Here is a 17,423-nt window from a genome sequence, read left to right as displayed (position 1 = left end):
GCGTCACTCTAGTCGGAAGATACCGAGACAGAAACGCTTTTTGCTGCCGGGCCGCACAGAGAATGACTGCGCGGTCCGGCAGAATTTACTCTTCAGTCTCTTCGTCGCCCTGATCGGCAATCCAGGCAACGCTGACGACTTCTTCGCCTTTCCCGGTGTTGAACACCTTCACGCCGCCTGCCGAACGCGAGCGGAAGGAAATGCCATCGACCGGCACCCGGATCGACTGGCCCTTGGAGGTGGCCAGCATGATCTGATCGTCGATTTCAACCGGGAACGAAGCCACCAGTTCGCCACCGCGCATGGCTTTGTCCATGGCCGCAACGCCCATGCCACCGCGCCCGCGAACCGGGTAATCATGGCTGGAGCTCAGCTTGCCCGAACCGCCTGTCGTGATGGTCAGGATCAGGTTTTCGGCCGCCGACATCTCGGCATACCGCTCCTGAGGCAGAACGCTGTCGGCGTTGCCTTCATCCTCGTCGGCCTCGGCCTCATCGGTAACACCGGCCATCAGGCGACGCATTTTGAGGTAAGCGGCACGCTCGTCCGAGGTTGCCTCGAAATGGCGGATGACCGACATTGAAACGACCCGGTCGCCGTTGGTCAGCTTGATGCCGCGTACACCCGTCGACTTGCGGCCCTTGAAAACCCGGACAGCCGTGGTCTGGAACCGGATCGCGCGGCCGGAATTGGTGACCAGCATCACGTCGTCATCTTCCGAACAGATGCGGGCATTCACCAGTTCCACGCTTTCCGGCAGGTCCATCGCAATCTTGCCATTGCGCTTGACGTTGGTGAAATCGCTCAGCGCATTGCGGCGTACATCTCCGGCGCTGGTGGCGAATACGATCTGCAGGTTTTCCCATTCATCATCCGGTACATCCACGGGCATGATAGCCGCGATGGAAACGCCGGTCGGGATCGGCAGGATGTTAACGATAGCCTTGCCCTTGCCGGTGCGCCCGGACTGCGGCAAACGCCAGGTCTTGAGCTTGTAGACCATCCCTTCGGTGGTGAAGAACAGCAATTGCGTATGGGTGTTGGCCACAAAGAGGGTGGTGACCACGTCCTCTTCCTTGGTTTGCATACCCGACAGACCCTTGCCGCCGCGTTTCTGGGCGCGAAAATCGGCCAGCGGCGTGCGTTTGATGTACCCGCCCGAAGTGACGGTCACGACCATGTCTTCACGCTCGATCAGGTCTTCGTCTTCCATGTCGCCGGACCAGTCGACAATCTCGGTGCGGCGTGGAACGGCGAACTGGTCACGCACTTCGCGCAACTCATCGCCGATGATGCCCATGATGCGCTCGCGCGAGGACAGAATATCCAGGTATTCCTTGATCTTGGCGGCCAGTTGCTCCAGCTCGTCCGTGACCTCTTTGACGCCCAGTTGAGTCAGACGCTGCAAGCGCAGTTCGAGGATGGCACGGGCCTGAACTTCGGTCAGGTTATAGGTGCCGTCGTCGTTCATTCTGGACAGAGGGTCATCGATCAGGCGCAGATAACCCTCGATTTCGGCAGCGGGCCAGCGGCGGGTCATCAGCTTCTCGCGCGCCTCGGCGGCGTCGGCGGATGAGCGGATCGTGGCGACCACCTCGTCCACGTTCGAAACGGCCACTGCCAGACCACACAGGATATGGCTGCGTTCGCGGGCCTTGCGCAGGTCGTATGCCGTGCGGCGGGCGACAACATCTTCGCGGAAGTCGATGAACGAGGTCAGGAAGCGGCGCAGGGTCAACTGCTCGGGGCGGCCACCGTTCAGCGCCAGCATGTTGCAGCCGAACGAGGTTTGCATCGGCGAGAACCGGTAAAGCTGGTTCAGAACCACTTCGGGCGTTGCATCGCGCTTCAGCTCGACCACCACGCGTACACCGTTGCGGTCGGACTCGTCCTGTACATGAGCAACGCCTTCTATGCGTTTCTCACGCACGGCTTCGGCGATCTTTTCGATCATCGCAGCTTTGTTCACCTGATAGGGAATCTCGTCCACGACAATGGCGTAACGGTCTTTGCGGATCTCCTCGACGCGGGTCTTGGCGCGTATGATGACGCTGCCGCGGCCTTCCAGATAGGCTTTGCGCGCACCGGAGCGGCCCAGCATCACGCCGCCGGTCGGGAAATCGGGACCGGGGACGTATTCGATAAGTTGCTCGGAGGTCAGGTCCGGATCGTCGATCAGCGCCAGCGTGGCATCGACCACTTCGCCCAGATTATGTGGCGGGATGTTGGTCGCCATACCAACGGCAATACCGCCGGCACCGTTGACCAGCATGTTCGGGAAGCGCGCGGGCAGGACAGTCGGTTCCTTGTCCTTGCCGTCGTAGTTGTCCTGAAAATCGACCGTCTCTTTTTCGATATCGGCCAGCAGCGACGCAGCAGGTTTGTCCATTCGGACTTCGGTGTACCGCATGGCCGCCGGGTTGTCGCCGTCCATCGATCCAAAGTTGCCCTGACCATCCAGAAGCGGCAGCGACATCGAAAAATCCTGCGCCATCCGCACCAGCGCGTCATAGATCGCGCTGTCACCGTGCGGGTGGTACTTACCCATCACATCGCCAACAGGACGCGCGGACTTGCGGTATGCTTTGTCGTGCGTGTTCCCCGTCTCGTGCATCGCATAGAGGATACGCCGGTGGACCGGTTTCAGCCCGTCGCGCAGATCGGGGATTGCACGGCTGACGATGACGGACATCGCATAATCGAGGTACGACGTGCGCATCTCGGATTCGATGGACACCGTCGGGCCGTCATAAGCGGGGCGTGCCGGTGGGGTTTCGTCCATGTTTTCAGGGGTTTCTGGCGTATCGCTCACGTAAACTGCCCGTTCTTTGTGCGGAGTCTATATCTTGTGGATGCACCTTATCAGACCCGGCACATAAGGTGCAAGCAACCTGCGTAATCGCGCAAGAATAACCTCGGTAACATCAGAGTAACATATTGTTAAGTAAGGATTAGGTGGTTTGCATGCTATGCTGAAGAGACCTTGACAGAAATCGGAGGTCTGCATGGAGCGAAGTGAAACGGAGCTGATGTTAAAGGGGTACGGGCTGACAACAGCGGAATTCTTCTATCACATGCCCGACTACATTCATGTCCTGAATACGTTCATCTGGCAGGATTACGATCTTGCGCCGGATCACCCGAAGCTGTTTGATTTCATTGACTTTTGGCAACGCGAAATCGAAGGGCCGCTTCATTCCGTCCGGTTCACGCATCGCAAGATGATCGCACCGGGTGAATGGCGTAACATGGTAGGTGAATTTCGGGTGAACTGAAAACGGACCAGAAAGGCAGCTGTTGATGTTGCCTGTGTCATTTTCTGTTGTATCGGTTAAGGTGCGCTTCAGACTTCGGATCACACACGGATTAGCCTGATGCAGAGAGTAATGATTGCGGTTGCCGCCTGTTTGACGTTTTGCGGGCCGGCATCGTCCGAAGGAGTTTTGGACAAGATAAAAAAGGGTGCTGAAAGCACGGCGGACGCCATCGGTCAGGGGGCCGAAGCCGTCGGCGGGACACTCAAGAAGGGCGCAGGCGCGGTTGATGAGACGCTCAATTCAACCGCCGATCTGGTGACTAACGAAGCCACCCCGGAAGAAACACGCGCCAAGCTGGATGCTATGGCGGAAACGGTACTGACCCAGTTACTGGCGGAAAACCCGGATGCGGCGTTTCTTTATGAAATCAGTGCAGGCTATGCGGTGTTTGATTCCCGTAAAGTCACGGTTTTTCCGGTTTCCGCAGGATATGGCCGAGGAGTGGCAGTATCAAAAGAAACAGGTCAGCACACTTACATGAATATGGGAACAGGTGGGGTAGGTGCGGCCATCGGCATCGGCGGTTTTGAAACCAAGTTCGTCATCCTGTTCGAGACCCCCGCAGATCTGGAGCACTTTATCGCCTACGGATACGACGCGACGGCTGAATCCGGTGCCATGTACGGCGATGACAGCAAAAGCGAGACGGTCCGGTTCACCGAGGGGCGTTCGTTCTTTGTGCTCAGTAAAAAGGGCTGGCGCGTGTCTGCCGGGGCGTCCGGAACCAAATACTGGAAATCCCCGGAACTGAACTGAGGTTCAGGCGGAACAGCTTGCGCCGCCCAGGACACAGAATTTGGCGCAATGGGGGTGGTTCAGGTGCACGTCCGCCTCAGCGTCTGCAAGTGTCGGCCCCATCTCGAACTCAGCCTCATAGGGTAGCAAGGTGCAGGCCAGAACCGCCGGACGATCCGCGCCTTTGCGTTTGACCACCATGCGGGACGAGGCGCACATGACGCTGTCGGGAGATTTGTCCAGTATGCCCCAACAAGCGGTCGTGATTTCAGGTACTTCGGCGGTTTCGTCCATCTCGGGAAACAGGACAGTTTGACCAGGGTCGTGCGCGTCGATGTCAAAGCCATGCTCTGCAAAAAACGCCGCATAGCCGGCGCGGCTTTCTGTGTCGGTATCCCCCCAGACCGTACGACCGGCAACCGCCATTTTGATCCCGTTGTCGCGCAGCCATTCCATCCCGGTCTGGGTTTTTCCAAAGCTTCCTGTGCCGCGTTCCTTGTCGTGCAGTTCGGGCAGGAAGTGATCGACCGAGACCCGCAATGTCAGCTTGTCGCCAAAGTCACGTTGCAGACCTAAAAGGCCCTCGCGCATCTTGCGGCGCATCATCGGTTTCATGGCGTTGGTCAGGATCAGGACCTCAAACCCGTGGTCCAAGGCGGCACGGGTCATGTCGATCATCTCGGGGTTCATGAACGGCTCGCCGCCAGTGAATCCAATTTCGCGGACCGGCCAGTTTCTGGATTTGATTTGCTTCAGAAAATCAGTCACCTCCGCCGCCGTGATATAGACCAGAGCATCGTTGGTTGGACTGCTGGCAATATAACAGTTCACGCATTCGATATTGCATAGGGTTCCGGTGTTGAACCAAAGCGTTTCGGGATTGCTCAGCTTTACCGAGGCGCGAATCTGACCGTCTGCTGTCATCAGTTTGTCCTGAAATTTTCCAGCATTGGCGATTTGGGCAGCGTTGTCTTTCATTCCCGTATCCGGTTCCTTGCAGTCGTCAGAATGACTTAACCTTTCGGGACAGCAGAGTTAAGTATGACGCGGCGGTCCTGACAGAGTTTTGATGACCCGCGAGAATTGAAGGTTGATTGCGCTAACATTGGACATGCCGTCAGGGGCAAGGTAAGGAAAACCCATGGTTTCTCGTGTCATACCTGTGGACCCGTTCGATCTGGTCATTTTCGGCGCAACCGGCGATCTGGCAAAGCGCAAGATTCTTCCTGCGTTGTTCCGGAGGTTCTGTGCAAGGCAATGGCCCGACGATGTTCAGATCATCGGCGCGGCACGAGGGGATCATGACCGTCAGGGGTTCCGCGATATCGTGGCCGAATCTCTGCGTCAGCACGCGTCTCGGCATTGTCAGGACGAAGCGGCGCTGGAAAGCTTCCTTCAACGTGTCGATTATGTCGCTCTGGACGGCCTGTCGACAGTGGGATGGGACCGGCTGGCGGAAAAACTGACAATCGACCGCATCCGCGCCTTTTACTTTTCGGTTGGTCCAAGATTGTTTGGCCCACTTGCAGAGCGTATCAAATCCAACGATCTGGCGACATCGCAAACCAGGATCGTGGTTGAAAAACCTTTTGGGCATGATCTGGACAGTGCGCGGGCCCTGAATGCGACTTTGGCGGCGCATTTCGAAGAAGGGCAAATCTATCGGATTGATCACTACCTGGGCAAGGAAACGGTTCAAAACCTGATGGCCGTCCGCTTCGGGAACATGCTGTTCGAACCGTTGTGGAACAGCCAGTATGTCGATCACATCCAGATCACCGTTGCCGAGACCGTCGGCATAGACGGCCGCGAGGAGTATTATGACCGCGCAGGTGCAATGCGTGATATGATGCAGAACCATCTGATGCAGCTTCTGTGCCTGATCGCGATGGAACCGCCGGCCAAGTTCGACCCGGACGCGGTGCGGGATGAAAAACTGAAAGTCATTCGTGCACTGGACCCGGTTGAGCCGCACCACATCGTGCGCGGTCAATTTGCGGCAGGCGGCGGCATGCCCGGCTATCGTGACGTTGTGGGCAACCCGCGTTCGACCACGGAAAGCTACGTAGCCTTGCGGGCCCATATCAGCAATTGGCGTTGGGCGGGGACCCCGTTCTACATGCGTACAGGCAAGCGGCTGGTGGCGCGGTCCTCGGTGATCAATGTGCAGTTCAAGGATGCGCCGCACTCGATCTTTGGTGAGGAATCCGGGCGGCATGCCAATGCGCTGTCCATCCGGCTGCAGCCAAATGAGGGCATCACGCTCAAGGTCACGATCAAGGAACCGGGACAAGGGGGGATGCGTCTGATCGACGTGCCGCTGGACATGAGCTTTGCCGTTGCTCTGGGCCCCGAAAATCAGGACCCGCCGGACGCTTATGAACGGCTTGTCATGGACGTGATCCGGGGCAACCAGACCCTGTTCATGCGCGGGGACGAGGTCGAGGCCGCGTGGGCCTGGACCGACCCGATCATTGCCGGGTGGCAGGCGCGGGGTGACGTGCCGAAACCCTATGATACAGGCAGCACCGGTCCGGGCGACGCCGAGCAGCTGATGAAAAGAGATGGTCGCCACTGGCAAGGGATAAAGCCATGAATATTCAGGAATATGCAGACCGCGACATGCTGGCCATCGACGTGGCAAACGCGTTGGCCGGGGATCTTGAGGCGGCCTTGCTGCATCATGACGTGGTGTCTTTGGCTGTTCCGGGGGGCACGACACCGGGGCCGATCTTCGATGGGCTTTGCGCCGCCGATCTTGAGTGGGACCGGGTATGTGTCCTGCCGACGGATGAACGCTGCGTTCCGGGCGACCACGACCGCTCGAACGAACGGCTCATTCGCGAACGTTTGCTGACCAGCCGGGCCTCGGTCGCGCAATATCTTCCGCTTTATGTTTCCGGCAAGGCGCCCGAAGAGATTTTACCCGAGATTGAAAGCCTTCTTGCCCCGGTTCTGCCTTTGTCGGTTCTGGTGCTGGGCATGGGCGAAGACATGCACACGGCATCGTTGTTTCCCGGTATGGACGGGCTCGAGGCAGCCCTGAGCAGCCACGCACCTACACTGGCGGTGGCTCGTACCGAAGTTCAGCCCGAAGCGCGCATCACCCTGACCGCGCCGGTACTGGATGGGGCGCTGTCCAAACATCTGGTCATCTATGGCGCATCCAAGCGCGAGGCGCTGGAACGCGCAATGTCACTGCCGCCGGAAGAAGCGCCGATCGCCGCGGTTCTGAGCGGTTTGACGGTTCACTGGGCGGAGTGATGACAATGCAGTTGGACACTCTCAAATCGCTGGCAACATCTGCGAAGGATCACAGCATTCTGGACCTTTTCGACAGTGACGCTGACCGGGCGCACGAGTTTTCGGCATCTGCCGGGGATCTGCTGTTCGACTACTCCAAAACCCTGATCAACTTGGAAATTCGCGACGCCTTGACCGGGCTCTGCGATTCTGCGGGGCTGGCCGACAAGCGTGCCGCCATGTTTAACGGCGAGAAAATAAATCAGACCGAAGGGCGCGCGGTCCTTCACACCGCGCTGCGAAATTTGGATGGCGGGCCGGTTGAGGTCGATGGTCAGGATGTGATGCCAGAGGTTCTGGACACATTGCAGCGGATGCGCGTTTTTGCGGAAGAAGTACGCGGAGGCTCGATCGTTGGGGCAGGGGGTAGCTTTACGGATGTAGTGAATATCGGGATCGGCGGATCCGACCTGGGGCCCGTCATGGCCACCCATGCGCTTTCGCCATACCATGACGGTCCAAGGCTGCACTATGTCTCGAACGTGGATGGTGCGCATATCGCGGATACGTTGCGCCAGCTGGATCCAACGCGAACGCTGGTCATAGTCGCCTCCAAGACGTTCACGACCATCGAAACAATGACCAATGCCCGAACAGCGCGCGCCTGGATGCTGGACGGCGGCGGTGACCCGGCCCGTCAATTTGCCGCCGTGTCAAGCGCGCTTGACAAGACGCAGGCCTTTGGCATCCCGGAAGACCGCGTATTTGGTTTCGCCGACTGGGTCGGCGGGCGCTATTCCGTCTGGGGGCCAGTTGGCCTGCCGGTGATGATCGCCGTCGGGTCCAACGCCTTTGACGCGTTCCTGCGTGGCGGTCAGGCAATGGACCTGCATTTCCGGTCGGCTGAGTGGTCCGAGAATATGCCGGTGATGCTGGCGCTTGTTGGTGTATGGCACCGTCAGGTACTGGGCTATCCCAGCCGCGCCGTTCTGCCCTATGATCAGCGTTTGCTGCGTCTTCCGGCCTATTTCCAACAGCTTGAAATGGAATCGAACGGCAAGTCGGTCGCCATGGATGGCAGCCCGTTGACCGTGCCGTCTGGCCCGGTTGTCTGGGGAGAGCCGGGAACAAACGGACAGCACGCCTTTTACCAGCTGATCCATCAGGGCACCGACATAATCCCGTGCGAGTTCATGGTGGCCGCAGAAGGACACGAACCTGAACTGGCGCATCACCACCGCCTTTTGCTGGCCAATTGTCTGGCCCAATCCGAAGCGCTGATGCGCGGGCGTTCGCTGGACGAAGCGCGGTCGCGGATGGCAGACAAGGGGTTGAAGGGCGATGAGCTGGTGCGGCAGGCGCGTCACCGCGTGTTTCCGGGTAACCGTCCATCCTCGACGCTGATCTATCCAAACCTGACCCCGTTTGTGCTAGGCCAGATCATTGCACTCTATGAACATCGGGTTTTCGTGGAGGGCATTTTGCTGGGCATCAACTCGTTCGACCAATGGGGCGTTGAGCTGGGTAAAGAGCTTGCTACATCTCTGGGACCAATCATCGACGGCGACGAAAGTGCCGCGAAAAAGGACGGTTCGACCGCTGCCTTGGTAGACTACGCCCTACGTCACAGAGCCTGAATTCCCTAAAAACACCGGCTCCCTTAGCGCGGTTTTGTACAATCTTTTATTGTCAGACAATTAAATGATTGGCAGGATTTGTCGGGGGAGACGCTCTGATCAGACCGCCGAGACTTGGTCCGGTGCAGATTGATGATCAGGGATCAGCGCCGCGGGCCTCTTGCGGCGCAGCCAAAGGGAGGATGCCCATGCTGGGACAGATGATGACGCAGCCAATGCTGATTTCGTCGCTGATTGATCATGCGGAACGCTATCACGGACAGACCGAGATTCATTCGGTAGAAACCGATGGAACCTTCACACAGACCAACTGGTCCGAGATTGCCCGAAATGCGCGTCGGCTTGCGTCCGCAATTACGCAACTGGGCCTGCAGCCGCAGGACCGGATTGGTACGCTTGCATGGAACAACCGCCGCCATCTGGAAATCTACTATGCAACTTCGGGGGCCGGGTATGTCTGCCATACTGTGAACCCGCGCCTGTTTCCCGAACAGCTTACATACATCATCAACCACGCAAAGGATCGGGTCCTGTTCTTTGACGCGACCTTCATCCCCTTGGTCGCGGCGCTGCGCGACAAACTGACCGAAGTACAGCACTACGTACTGATGGGACCGAGAAATCAGGATGCCCTGTCGCAGATCCCAGGATTGCAGTTCTATGACGAGCTACTGGAAACCGGCAAGGCGGACTTTGATTGGCCCAGCTTTGATGAAAATACCGCTGCGGGCCTGTGCTACACGTCCGGAACAACCGGGAACCCAAAGGGGGTTCTGTATTCCCATCGTTCGACGGTGCTGCACAGCTTTGCGTCGAACGCTACGGATGTCATCGGGTTTTCGGCGGTTGATGTGGTCCTGCCGGTTGTTCCGATGTTTCACGTCAATGCCTGGGGGTCGCCCTATGCCTGTGCCATGTCCGGATCACGCATGGTTCTGCCTGGCCCTGATCTGCACGGGGAAGCGCTGGTCAAGCTGATCGACAAATATGGCGTTACGCTGGCCATGGGTGTGCCGACGATCTGGCAGGGTTTGCTGGCATATGCCGAACAGTCCGGCAGCAAACTGGCCAGTCTGAACCGTACGGTGATCGGTGGTGCCGCATGCCCGCCATCAATGATCGAAACGTTCAGGGAATCCTATGGTGTCGACACGGTGCACGCCTGGGGCATGAGCGAGATGAGCCCCCTGGGCACCGCGAATGTTGCTTTGGCAAAACACCGTGACCTTCCGGTTGAAGAACAGCACAGGTTGCGCGAAAATCAAGGTCGCCCGCCGTTTGGGGTCGAGCTGAAAATCGTGGATGACGCAGGCAACGATCTGCCGCACGACGGACAGACGCAGGGCGACCTGTTGGTGCGCGGGCATTGGGTGCTGGACAGCTATTTCCGGATGCAGGACGAGGACCTATTGCAGGATGGCTGGTTTGTGACCGGAGACGTCGCCACGCTGGACGCGGACGGATACATGACGATCCGCGACCGGTCCAAGGACATCATCAAGTCGGGTGGCGAATGGATCAGTTCGGTAGAACTGGAGAACATTGCCGTTGCGCATCCTCAACTGGCCACGGCCGCCGTCGTCGGCGTACCACACGCCAAATGGGGCGAACGCCCGCTGCTTGTGGCGGTCCGGGCCGATGGGCAGGATCCGGCGCCGGACGAGATATTGTCGTTCTTTGATGGGAAAATCGCCTCGTGGCAAATCCCGGACAGGGTCGTCTTTGTCGACGCCCTTCCACTGAGTGCAACCGGCAAGGTGATGAAACGCATTTTGCGTTCAGATCACGCGAATGCGCTGACCGGTTAAGCTCTTGTTTTTCTGGTATTTTGGCTCCGGCGGTAGGGATCGAACCTACGACCAATTGATTAACAGTCAACTGCTCTACCGCTGAGCTACGCCGGAACTGAGCTGCGTGTATCAACAGGCAAAGCGGAGGTCCAGATGCAAATACGTTTTTTTGAAGGGTGAAGTACAAGATCTTCTGATCTGATACGGCTGCGACTCAAGGCGGACTTTCCTTGACGGCGCGGCCAACGGTCTCGTTGAGCCCAAAGACGGCATTCAAACTTTGTATTCTACCGCCCTTCAGAAACCAGATTGCTCTGAGTATTCTACAGTCTTTTTGGCCAGCCCGCCCAGAGGGTCAATATGCCCAACGACCACAAATCCTCATAAGTATCAGAATTCATTCAGTTTATTGAGCTAAGGCCCTGTTTGGCCTTTTGCCTAGCAATTTTCGGCTTTTCCCTTTATTTGTAATTGTTTGATAATCTTTGATAAATCGCTAAAAAATAATAATAATTTAACCGCGTTGCGCGAAAGAACCGGAGGGCGGGGGTCGCGGCAGGAAATCCGAAGCTTGCGAACCGCCCCCGTCCTTAGAAGCTAGGCGGATTGGCGATATGCACTCGGAGTTTCACCGGTCCACCTTTTGAATGCAGTCGAGAAAGCGGCGGAGTCTGCGTAGTCCAGAATGAATGAAATTTCGGAAACGTTGATGCCATCTTTCAAATAAGTTTTGGCGAGATCACACCTTAGCTCGTCGACGATTTCTCGGTAACCTAAGCCTTCCTCATTCAACTTTCTCGCAAATGTCCTTTTGCTCATGCCAAGACAAGAGGCAATTTCTTCTGCTGGCAGCATTCTTCCCGGTAACCCGTTGGAAAGCAGCGCTTCAATTCTTGATCGGAGGCCGGGTTTCTCGTTAGGGACTTGGCTCAACAACTGCTCGCCGTACTTCATCAGGTGCATTCTCAGGCGAGGTTCGTAGGTTGGAATAGGCAGATCTAAAACAGAGAGGGGCAAAATAACCTCTATGTTCTCAGCGCCAAAGGAAATCGGAAACCCAACATTTTTTCGAGATCACGCGGTGAGTTTCTTTCGTGCTTAAATCGAGCCTCTACGGGGTAGAAATCGACCCCAGTTAGCGATCGCATCCGAGAGATTGCTCCAAATAAAGCGAACTCGGTGTGCCTGTGGAACTTCGCGAAGGTCGCGTCCTTGTAGGACACTACGAAGGAACAATAGTTGCTAGATATGTTCAGAGTGTACGAAAAAGCGGGATCAATTAGAGTTGAAAACCTCGATGTGTTCCGGATTGCGGCTTCAAGGCTCTTTGAGTATTTTGCAATATAGCCCGTTAATGAGGCAGATTCCTTAAAGGTGAGACCTGCTTTGGCTCCGAAAGTGTTGTCCCGAAGCTCATCGCAGGCCGCTCTTACGAATCCTGCTTCCTTTGAAGCAAGTACTTCTTCGACGTTCGGCGCGATATCATCAGCTGACAGCCCGGCTGCATGGAGAACTCGCTCCAAAGATGACTTGTCGTCCGAAATGGAATTGAAGACATCTATCAGATGGCTCAAACGAGAAATATCAACCTTACTCATCGCGCGACCAATCCCTAAGCACTACCCAAAACACTCGTCGTTATCGTGGCGACGAGACTTTGTGTTGTGGTTTAATAACAATTTTTGACATTGTTAATGTTTCAGAGAAAATCACATTAAAACAGATGTCTATTGATGCTTTTTCAGCAACAAAAAAGTTCAATTTTGGCAAAAATCACAAACTCAACGGCAATCTTTGAAAATCAGTGAACCGCTCGCTTGCCTAGGTTGATTGCTGAGAAAAGCATGAATAAGGAAAGGATCGGAAAAATGAAAAAAGCTGTTGTCGCTACGGCCCTGTTGGGCGGTACATTGGTATCGGCTTGCGCGCAATCGCCATCAGCCATCGCACCGGTAAGCATGGCTGGCGCATACACCAATACGTCATGTTCACAGGCAGCAAATATCCTGCACCAAGAGCAGACACGCCTAGCGGCGCTGTCGAGCAAGCAGGAAGGCGCAGTTGTGGGCGACGCGGTGGGCGTATTTCTAATTGGCGTCCCAGTATCTAGCCTGTCCGGAGCGGACGTCTCAGGAGACATCGCGGCCACCAAGGGTAAGGTCCTAGCGCTGCAAGCCAAGCTGACCAATTGCTGATGCCTTAGTTTCAGATTCAATCGAAATCGTGTGGCACTTGAGTTCGGGCGCCGCGCCAATCAAGAAATAGGGATCGAAACAGTGAAAATCTTCGCAATCTTAATTGCTACTTCCGTTGCTGGAACATCGTCTATCGCGAGCGAGGCGAAGGAATTTCAAACCGCGCATTGTCTATGTTACGTCGCTGCTGAAATGAGCGGAAGCTATGAACTTTTCGAAGCAATGAATTTTGTACAGGAACAGTTGGGCAAGACAATTTTTCCGGCAAAGGGTACTGCTGCTTGGGTCAATAATATGGATTGGTGGACCAACGTTCCTCCAAACAGTGAAATTGACAGAAAGCAATTTGCAGAAACGAAATGTGTGGATCGGTTTATCGCCGCTGGTTTGGCCTATGGGTTGGATAGTTTTGCGAAAGAATTGGAAAAACTAGAGTTTTCAGGAAACACAAAATGAACTGCAAAAAATGCGGCACGAAAGTCAGCTTCCTCAAACAAGTGATCGGGTACTGCGTAGACTGCCACCTCGACCAAATCGCAATCCACACCGGCGGAGCGCCAAGAGAAGTGCGCCAAATCGAGATCGCAGAGCGGGAAGAACAACAGCGCACCATCCAAGCTCAAGCGGCGGGCATGATCGTCACCACGGAGACGGCGCACAACCTGCCGGTCACAGAACGCCTCGGCATCGTCGCGGGCGAGACCGTCTTAGGCGTGAGCGTCTTCAAGGACATGATGGCCGACCTGCGGGGCGCGGTTGGGGGCAACTCGCAGACAATGCAGACAGCGATGAAGGACGCGCGCCAGCAGGCGATGGAAGACCTCAAGGCAGAAGCCGTGGCGCTAGGCGCAGACGCGGTGGTCGGCGTCAGCATCGAATACAACGACATCGGCGGCAGCGGAAAAATGATGGTGGTCGCGGCGACCGGCACGGCAGTAAAACTGGCCGGAAAAAATGGCGGAGGCAGCGAAATGAGGCTGATCGCCAGCACCATCGCAGCCGCATTGATCGGCACCAGCGCGATCGCAGACGTCTCCGAGAAAGACGTGCGCATCTGGAAAGACTACATCAGATGGTCTCAGCAAGCCTGCGAGAAGGGCGACAAGGACCAAGCCGCAGACTACCTCAAGAAAGTCGCCAAGGAAGCGAACACGCCAGAGGCGGTCAGCCTGATCGAAGACGAACTGGTCGAGTTGAACGAATGCCACCAAGGGGCAGGGGCCATCCTCCGGGTCGTAGAGATCAAGAAAAACAACCGCACCTTCAAAACGGAATTGGCATTGCGGATCAAAGACGCCTGCTATGACGTGGCAAAGTCAGACCCGCTGCGCGCGTACACGGACCAGACCTTCGTCGAAATCTTCAAGGTCCACGGATTGCCGTAGAATCGCACTCTTTCCGGGGACGCATAAGGGACGCAAGCCGCCTTTCAGCGGGCGGCTTTTTGCGTAACCTATTGGAAAATTTGGCTCCGGCGGTAGGGATCGAACCTACGACCAATTGATTAACAGTCAACTGCTCTACCGCTGAGCTACGCCGGAACTGAGGGCCGTATAGCAACCTCGGATTTCGCCGTCCAGAGCAGAACGACCGGAAAAACGAAAATTCTTTTCGGCTTATTCCACCCTGTGAAAACAAGCGTCGGTCGACAATTTTCCTGTCGGACGGACGCGCGATCTTCCCCAAAGATCAACAAGATGCGCAAAAACATTCCGCTCGGCTGCGGGCAGAAGTGTTTCTGGCGTGTCGGTGTAAATTCGTGCGGCAAGCTCACGGGCGGTGCCGGGGTTATCGCTGAGCGTCTGCAGTATCTGGGCTTCACGGCTTCTTCGGTGGCTGATCAGCCAGTCCAGCCGGGCGGCGGGATCGGCAATGGGTGCACCATGTCCCGCATGAAAGACAGACCAGTCACGGGCACGAAGACGTTCACAGGCGACCATGAAATCGGTCAGATCCCCGTCCGGCGGAGACACCAGAGAACTGGCCCAGCCCATCACGTGATCCGCTGTAAAGCACACATCACCCCAGGCGAGCGCGATGTGGTTTCCCAGATGGCCCGGCGTATGAATAACCTCGACCTGCCAGCCGTCGCCGTCAACGGTTTCGCCGTCTGCCAGTTCGACATGCGGGCGAAAATCCCCGTCTATTCCTTCACCACCGCCAACAAGACCGTTTTCCGCAAGTTCGCGCATTACGTTGCTGCGCCCGGCCTCGGGGCCGCCAAAAGCCAGAATCGGCGCACCGGTGCGGGCGGACAAAGGGGCGGCGAGGGGAGAATGGTCCAGATGGCTGTGGGTGACAAAGATGTGGCTGATCTTCTGCCCAGGGTTCAGCGCGCCCAGAATGGCGTCGAGATGCGGTTCGCTGAGGGGGCCGGGATCGATAACCGCGACGTCCCCTGATCCCAGAAGATAAGTATTGGTCCCGCGATACGTCATCGGAGACGGGTTTGGAGCCACGATGCGTCTGAGGCCGTGTTGCAATTGCTCGGCCTGTCCTGTCGGCGGGTCGAAATCGTCGGGGGCTTGCATGGGCGATGTGCTCTTTCTCTTGCCGGTGCGGCTCGCTAGGTTTAGCGCATGTCAACGCATTGGCTCAAACCATATATGCCGCGCAGCCTGTACGCCCGGGCTGCCCTGATCATTGTTCTGCCGGTGGCTGTCCTGCTGCTGGTGGTGGGAATCGCGTTTCTGCAAAAACACCTGGAGGATGTCACCGCGCAGATGACGCGCGCGACGTCGCGCGAAGTGATGCTGGTGACCGAGGCCGTTGAACACGCGGAAACGCAGCAGCAGGTGTTGGCTGCGATACGGCCCGAACTGGCCACGCTCGAAATGCAGCTTCGGTTTCTTGACCTGAACGAACAGCCCGATGTCGGCAGGCGGCGCTGGTACGATTTCATCGCGCCTCAGGTGGAAGCGGAATTGCGAGCGTTGATTCCGAATCTGACGGCTGTGGCCCTTCCCAGCGGTCACGAAGCCCGGCTGTACCTGGATACGGACCTGGGACTGCTACAACTGACATTCGATCGTCGCCGCCTGTCACCTACAACACCGCATCAGTTGATTGTGACGATGGTGTTCTTCGCCATAGTGATGACAACGATATCGTTTCTGTACATGCGCAATCAGTTGCGACCGATCACCCGGCTGGCAAACGCGGCCCAGGCCTTCGGGCGGGGCAGGGTCGTGCCGTATTCACCCGGAGGTGCCACCGAAGTCCGCGCGGCAGGAAGCGCCTTTCTGGACATGCGCGCGCGGATCGAACGTCAGATGGAACAGCGTACCCTGATGTTGTCCGGGGTCAGCCACGACCTGAGAACGCCGTTGACGCGTCTGAAACTGGGTCTGTCGATGTTGCCCGAGGATGAAGCAGCGCCCCTGTTGCAGGACGTGAATGAGATGCAATCGCTGCTGGATGCATTTCTGGAGTTTTCGCGGGGTGCCGCCGAGGGCGCACCGGAAGAAGTGAACCCGGAAATCCTGCTGCAGCAGATTGTGGACGACGCACAACGCGCCGGGCTAGCGGTTGAACTGGTTTCAGTCGAAGGCGGAGGAACCGTCATGTTGCGCTCGACGGCATTTCGGCGCGCCGTTGAAAACCTGATCGGTAATGCGGTTCGCTATGGCGACAGGGCAGAGGTCAGTCTGACCCTGACGCAGAAGTCGTTGCGGGTCAGGGTCGAAGATGACGGACCCGGCATCCCTGCGGAACAGCGCACCGAGGCGGTCAAGCCCTTCACCCGGCTTGATCCGTCCCGGAATCAAAACAAGGGCAGCGGCGTGGGATTGGGGCTGGCGATTGTGGCCGACATAGCCCGCGCGCACGGCGGCGTTTTGCGGCTGGCCGAAAGCAGCCGACTGGGCGGACTGTGTGCGGATATCATTATTGGACGGTAACGGCAGTTCCGGCGCGAATCGCGGCTACGATTGCGGAGGGCTTCCGGACCGGTATCTTGAAACTGCGCTCTATGGGAAGAATACCCAGTAACCTTTGCCTTTTCGGTCTTCGTTTCATATTTCGGCTGAAAGCAAATTGAGTGCCTTGGCCGGCCGTCGGTAATGCAAAAGCGTTACACCGTTGACATTGTCCGGGCATTCCCCGAATTACTTTGGGAGGCAAGGGCCGTTAGCTCATCTGGATAGAGCGCCAAATTCCTAATTTGGAGGCAGCAGGTTCGAGTCCTGCACGGCTCACCACTTTTCCGGTATTCACCCTCTCGCAGCGCAAGGTTTGCCACAACTGGCTAAGGTTATGATTCTTTACCGCGAATCGGATCTATTGTTCCTTGTCCAACTAACACCCGAACAGTGCCTGAACGTAATATGGGGAAATCCACTCTCCTAGGGGATGAGGGACTTGAACCCCCAACCAAAGCGTTATGAGCGCTCTGCTCTAACCAATTGAGCTAATCCCCCAGGAACACGCGCTACGTACAGCAATGTTATCGGCACGCCAAGAGTGTTCGGTGCTCAATCTGAAATTCTTGGCGTTCACGGCATCCGG

Annotated in this window: 15 protein-coding genes and 4 tRNA genes; 11 read left to right on the top strand and 8 right to left on the bottom strand. The window is 56.9% G+C overall.

Annotated features, from left to right (window positions below; all coding sequences use genetic code 11):
• Window positions 1–85 precede the first annotated feature (85 nt).
• Window positions 86–2,812, bottom strand: coding sequence for a DNA gyrase subunit A (gyrA, locus tag ACR3EQ_RS05650; protein ID WP_170610832.1), 2,727 nt, complete (start codon window positions 2,810–2,812; stop codon window positions 86–88).
• Window positions 2,813–3,005: 193 nt separating this feature from the next.
• Between gyrA and ACR3EQ_RS05645 the strand changes: the two genes are divergently transcribed.
• Window positions 3,006–3,275 (top strand): usg protein, encoded by a 270-nt coding sequence (locus ACR3EQ_RS05645; RefSeq protein WP_170610835.1) that lies wholly within the window; start codon window positions 3,006–3,008, stop codon window positions 3,273–3,275.
• Between the two features lie 99 nt (window positions 3,276–3,374).
• Window positions 3,375–4,073: a hypothetical protein gene (locus tag ACR3EQ_RS05640; protein ID WP_170610838.1), complete on the top strand. Its 699-nt coding sequence runs from the start codon at window positions 3,375–3,377 to the stop codon at window positions 4,071–4,073.
• A 3-nt stretch (window positions 4,074–4,076) separates the two neighbouring features.
• Here ACR3EQ_RS05640 and ACR3EQ_RS05635 read toward each other — a convergent pair whose 3' ends face one another.
• Window positions 4,077–5,030: a radical SAM protein gene (locus tag ACR3EQ_RS05635; RefSeq protein ID WP_480490047.1), complete on the bottom strand. Its 954-nt coding sequence runs from the start codon at window positions 5,028–5,030 to the stop codon at window positions 4,077–4,079.
• A gap of 163 nt (window positions 5,031–5,193) precedes the next feature.
• On the opposite strand from ACR3EQ_RS05635, the gene zwf reads away from it, so the two are divergent.
• The 4 genes from zwf to ACR3EQ_RS05615 all read left to right on the top strand — a co-directional run bounded on the left by zwf (window position 5,194) and on the right by ACR3EQ_RS05615 (window position 10,740).
• Window positions 5,194–6,648: a glucose-6-phosphate dehydrogenase gene (gene zwf / locus ACR3EQ_RS05630; RefSeq protein ID WP_480490046.1), complete on the top strand. Its 1,455-nt coding sequence runs from the start codon at window positions 5,194–5,196 to the stop codon at window positions 6,646–6,648.
• Entirely contained in the window at window positions 6,645–7,316 is a 672-nt protein-coding gene (pgl, locus tag ACR3EQ_RS05625; RefSeq protein WP_480490044.1) for a 6-phosphogluconolactonase, read from the top strand. Before zwf ends, pgl begins: the two co-directional genes overlap by 4 nt.
• A 5-nt stretch (window positions 7,317–7,321) precedes the next feature.
• On the top strand, window positions 7,322–8,932 hold the full coding sequence (gene pgi, locus ACR3EQ_RS05620; protein WP_480490042.1) for a glucose-6-phosphate isomerase: 1,611 nt from the start codon (window positions 7,322–7,324) through the stop codon (window positions 8,930–8,932).
• Between the two features lie 188 nt (window positions 8,933–9,120).
• Window positions 9,121–10,740 carry a long-chain-fatty-acid--CoA ligase gene (locus ACR3EQ_RS05615; protein WP_170610852.1) on the top strand — a complete coding sequence of 540 codons (1,620 nt, stop codon included), beginning with the start codon at window positions 9,121–9,123 and terminating at the stop codon, window positions 10,738–10,740.
• Window positions 10,741–10,761: 21 nt separating this feature from the next.
• Here the strand turns inward: ACR3EQ_RS05615 and ACR3EQ_RS05610 are convergent.
• From ACR3EQ_RS05610 to ACR3EQ_RS05600, 3 genes are all read right to left on the bottom strand, one after another.
• Window positions 10,762–10,836, bottom strand: a tRNA-Asn gene (locus tag ACR3EQ_RS05610).
• Window positions 10,837–11,319: 483 nt separating this feature from the next.
• Complete coding sequence (locus ACR3EQ_RS05605; RefSeq protein ID WP_480490039.1) at window positions 11,320–11,676, bottom strand: helix-turn-helix domain-containing protein; 357 nt, start codon at window positions 11,674–11,676, stop codon at window positions 11,320–11,322.
• 71 nt (window positions 11,677–11,747) lie between these two features.
• The gene (locus ACR3EQ_RS05600) at window positions 11,748–12,320 is read right to left on the bottom strand and encodes an AraC family transcriptional regulator ligand-binding domain-containing protein (RefSeq protein WP_480490038.1); all 573 of its coding nucleotides are present in this window, start codon (window positions 12,318–12,320) and stop codon (window positions 11,748–11,750) included.
• Between the two features lie 270 nt (window positions 12,321–12,590).
• On the opposite strand from ACR3EQ_RS05600, the gene ACR3EQ_RS05595 reads away from it, so the two are divergent.
• From ACR3EQ_RS05595 to ACR3EQ_RS05585, 3 genes are read left to right on the top strand one after another with little or no spacing between them, the layout of a single operon-like run.
• The gene (locus ACR3EQ_RS05595; RefSeq protein WP_170610858.1) at window positions 12,591–12,917 is read left to right on the top strand and encodes a hypothetical protein; all 327 of its coding nucleotides are present in this window, start codon (window positions 12,591–12,593) and stop codon (window positions 12,915–12,917) included.
• A gap of 30 nt (window positions 12,918–12,947) precedes the next feature.
• The gene (locus ACR3EQ_RS05590; RefSeq protein WP_170610861.1) at window positions 12,948–13,373 is read left to right on the top strand and encodes a hypothetical protein; all 426 of its coding nucleotides are present in this window, start codon (window positions 12,948–12,950) and stop codon (window positions 13,371–13,373) included.
• On the top strand, window positions 13,370–14,302 hold the full coding sequence (locus ACR3EQ_RS05585) for a YbjQ family protein (protein WP_170816559.1): 933 nt from the start codon (window positions 13,370–13,372) through the stop codon (window positions 14,300–14,302). The genes ACR3EQ_RS05590 and ACR3EQ_RS05585 overlap by 4 nt, the downstream gene beginning before the upstream one ends.
• Before the next feature lie 81 nt (window positions 14,303–14,383).
• On the opposite strand, the gene ACR3EQ_RS05580 is transcribed toward ACR3EQ_RS05585, so the two are convergent.
• Both ACR3EQ_RS05580 and ACR3EQ_RS05575 read right to left on the bottom strand, forming a co-directional pair.
• Window positions 14,384–14,458 (bottom strand) — tRNA-Asn (locus ACR3EQ_RS05580).
• 75 nt (window positions 14,459–14,533) lie between these two features.
• Window positions 14,534–15,448: an MBL fold metallo-hydrolase gene (locus tag ACR3EQ_RS05575; RefSeq protein ID WP_170614911.1), complete on the bottom strand. Its 915-nt coding sequence runs from the start codon at window positions 15,446–15,448 to the stop codon at window positions 14,534–14,536.
• Between the two features lie 48 nt (window positions 15,449–15,496).
• On the opposite strand from ACR3EQ_RS05575, the gene ACR3EQ_RS05570 reads away from it, so the two are divergent.
• Together ACR3EQ_RS05570 and ACR3EQ_RS05565 are read left to right on the top strand one after the other, a co-directional pair.
• Complete coding sequence (locus tag ACR3EQ_RS05570) at window positions 15,497–16,816, top strand: ATP-binding protein (RefSeq protein ID WP_170614912.1); 1,320 nt, start codon at window positions 15,497–15,499, stop codon at window positions 16,814–16,816.
• Between the two features lie 223 nt (window positions 16,817–17,039).
• A tRNA-Arg gene (locus ACR3EQ_RS05565) sits at window positions 17,040–17,116 on the top strand.
• Between the two features lie 145 nt (window positions 17,117–17,261).
• Here the strand turns inward: ACR3EQ_RS05565 and ACR3EQ_RS05560 are convergent.
• Window positions 17,262–17,335: transfer RNA gene (locus ACR3EQ_RS05560), tRNA-Met, on the bottom strand.
• Window positions 17,336–17,423: the final 88 nt, after the last annotated feature.

This window comes from Ruegeria sp. AN11 (assembly GCF_056536005.1).
The sequence above is the reverse complement of the archived record's forward strand: the minus strand, read 5'-3'. Positions and strand labels throughout refer to the sequence as shown.

What these genes read in the sequence shown, in the direction of transcription:
- ACR3EQ_RS05570 (WP_170614912.1), top strand. Translation starts at nt 15,497, where the DNA reads ATGTCAACGCATTGGCTCAAACCATATATGCCGCGCAGCCTGTACGCC.
- ACR3EQ_RS05585 (WP_170816559.1), top strand. Translation starts at nt 13,370, where the DNA reads ATGAACTGCAAAAAATGCGGCACGAAAGTCAGCTTCCTCAAACAAGTG.
- pgi (WP_480490042.1), top strand. Translation starts at nt 7,322, where the DNA reads ATGCAGTTGGACACTCTCAAATCGCTGGCAACATCTGCGAAGGATCAC.
- ACR3EQ_RS05640 (WP_170610838.1), top strand. Translation starts at nt 3,375, where the DNA reads ATGCAGAGAGTAATGATTGCGGTTGCCGCCTGTTTGACGTTTTGCGGG.
- ACR3EQ_RS05595 (WP_170610858.1), top strand. Translation starts at nt 12,591, where the DNA reads ATGAAAAAAGCTGTTGTCGCTACGGCCCTGTTGGGCGGTACATTGGTA.
- ACR3EQ_RS05575 (WP_170614911.1), bottom strand. Translation starts at nt 15,448, where the DNA reads ATGCAAGCCCCCGACGATTTCGACCCGCCGACAGGACAGGCCGAGCAA.
- pgl (WP_480490044.1), top strand. Translation starts at nt 6,645, where the DNA reads ATGAATATTCAGGAATATGCAGACCGCGACATGCTGGCCATCGACGTG.
- ACR3EQ_RS05615 (WP_170610852.1), top strand. Translation starts at nt 9,121, where the DNA reads ATGCTGGGACAGATGATGACGCAGCCAATGCTGATTTCGTCGCTGATT.
- ACR3EQ_RS05605 (WP_480490039.1), bottom strand. Translation starts at nt 11,676, where the DNA reads ATGAAGTACGGCGAGCAGTTGTTGAGCCAAGTCCCTAACGAGAAACCC.
- ACR3EQ_RS05635 (WP_480490047.1), bottom strand. Translation starts at nt 5,030, where the DNA reads ATGAAAGACAACGCTGCCCAAATCGCCAATGCTGGAAAATTTCAGGAC.
- zwf (WP_480490046.1), top strand. Translation starts at nt 5,194, where the DNA reads ATGGTTTCTCGTGTCATACCTGTGGACCCGTTCGATCTGGTCATTTTC.
- ACR3EQ_RS05600 (WP_480490038.1), bottom strand. Translation starts at nt 12,320, where the DNA reads ATGAGTAAGGTTGATATTTCTCGTTTGAGCCATCTGATAGATGTCTTC.
- ACR3EQ_RS05645 (WP_170610835.1), top strand. Translation starts at nt 3,006, where the DNA reads ATGGAGCGAAGTGAAACGGAGCTGATGTTAAAGGGGTACGGGCTGACA.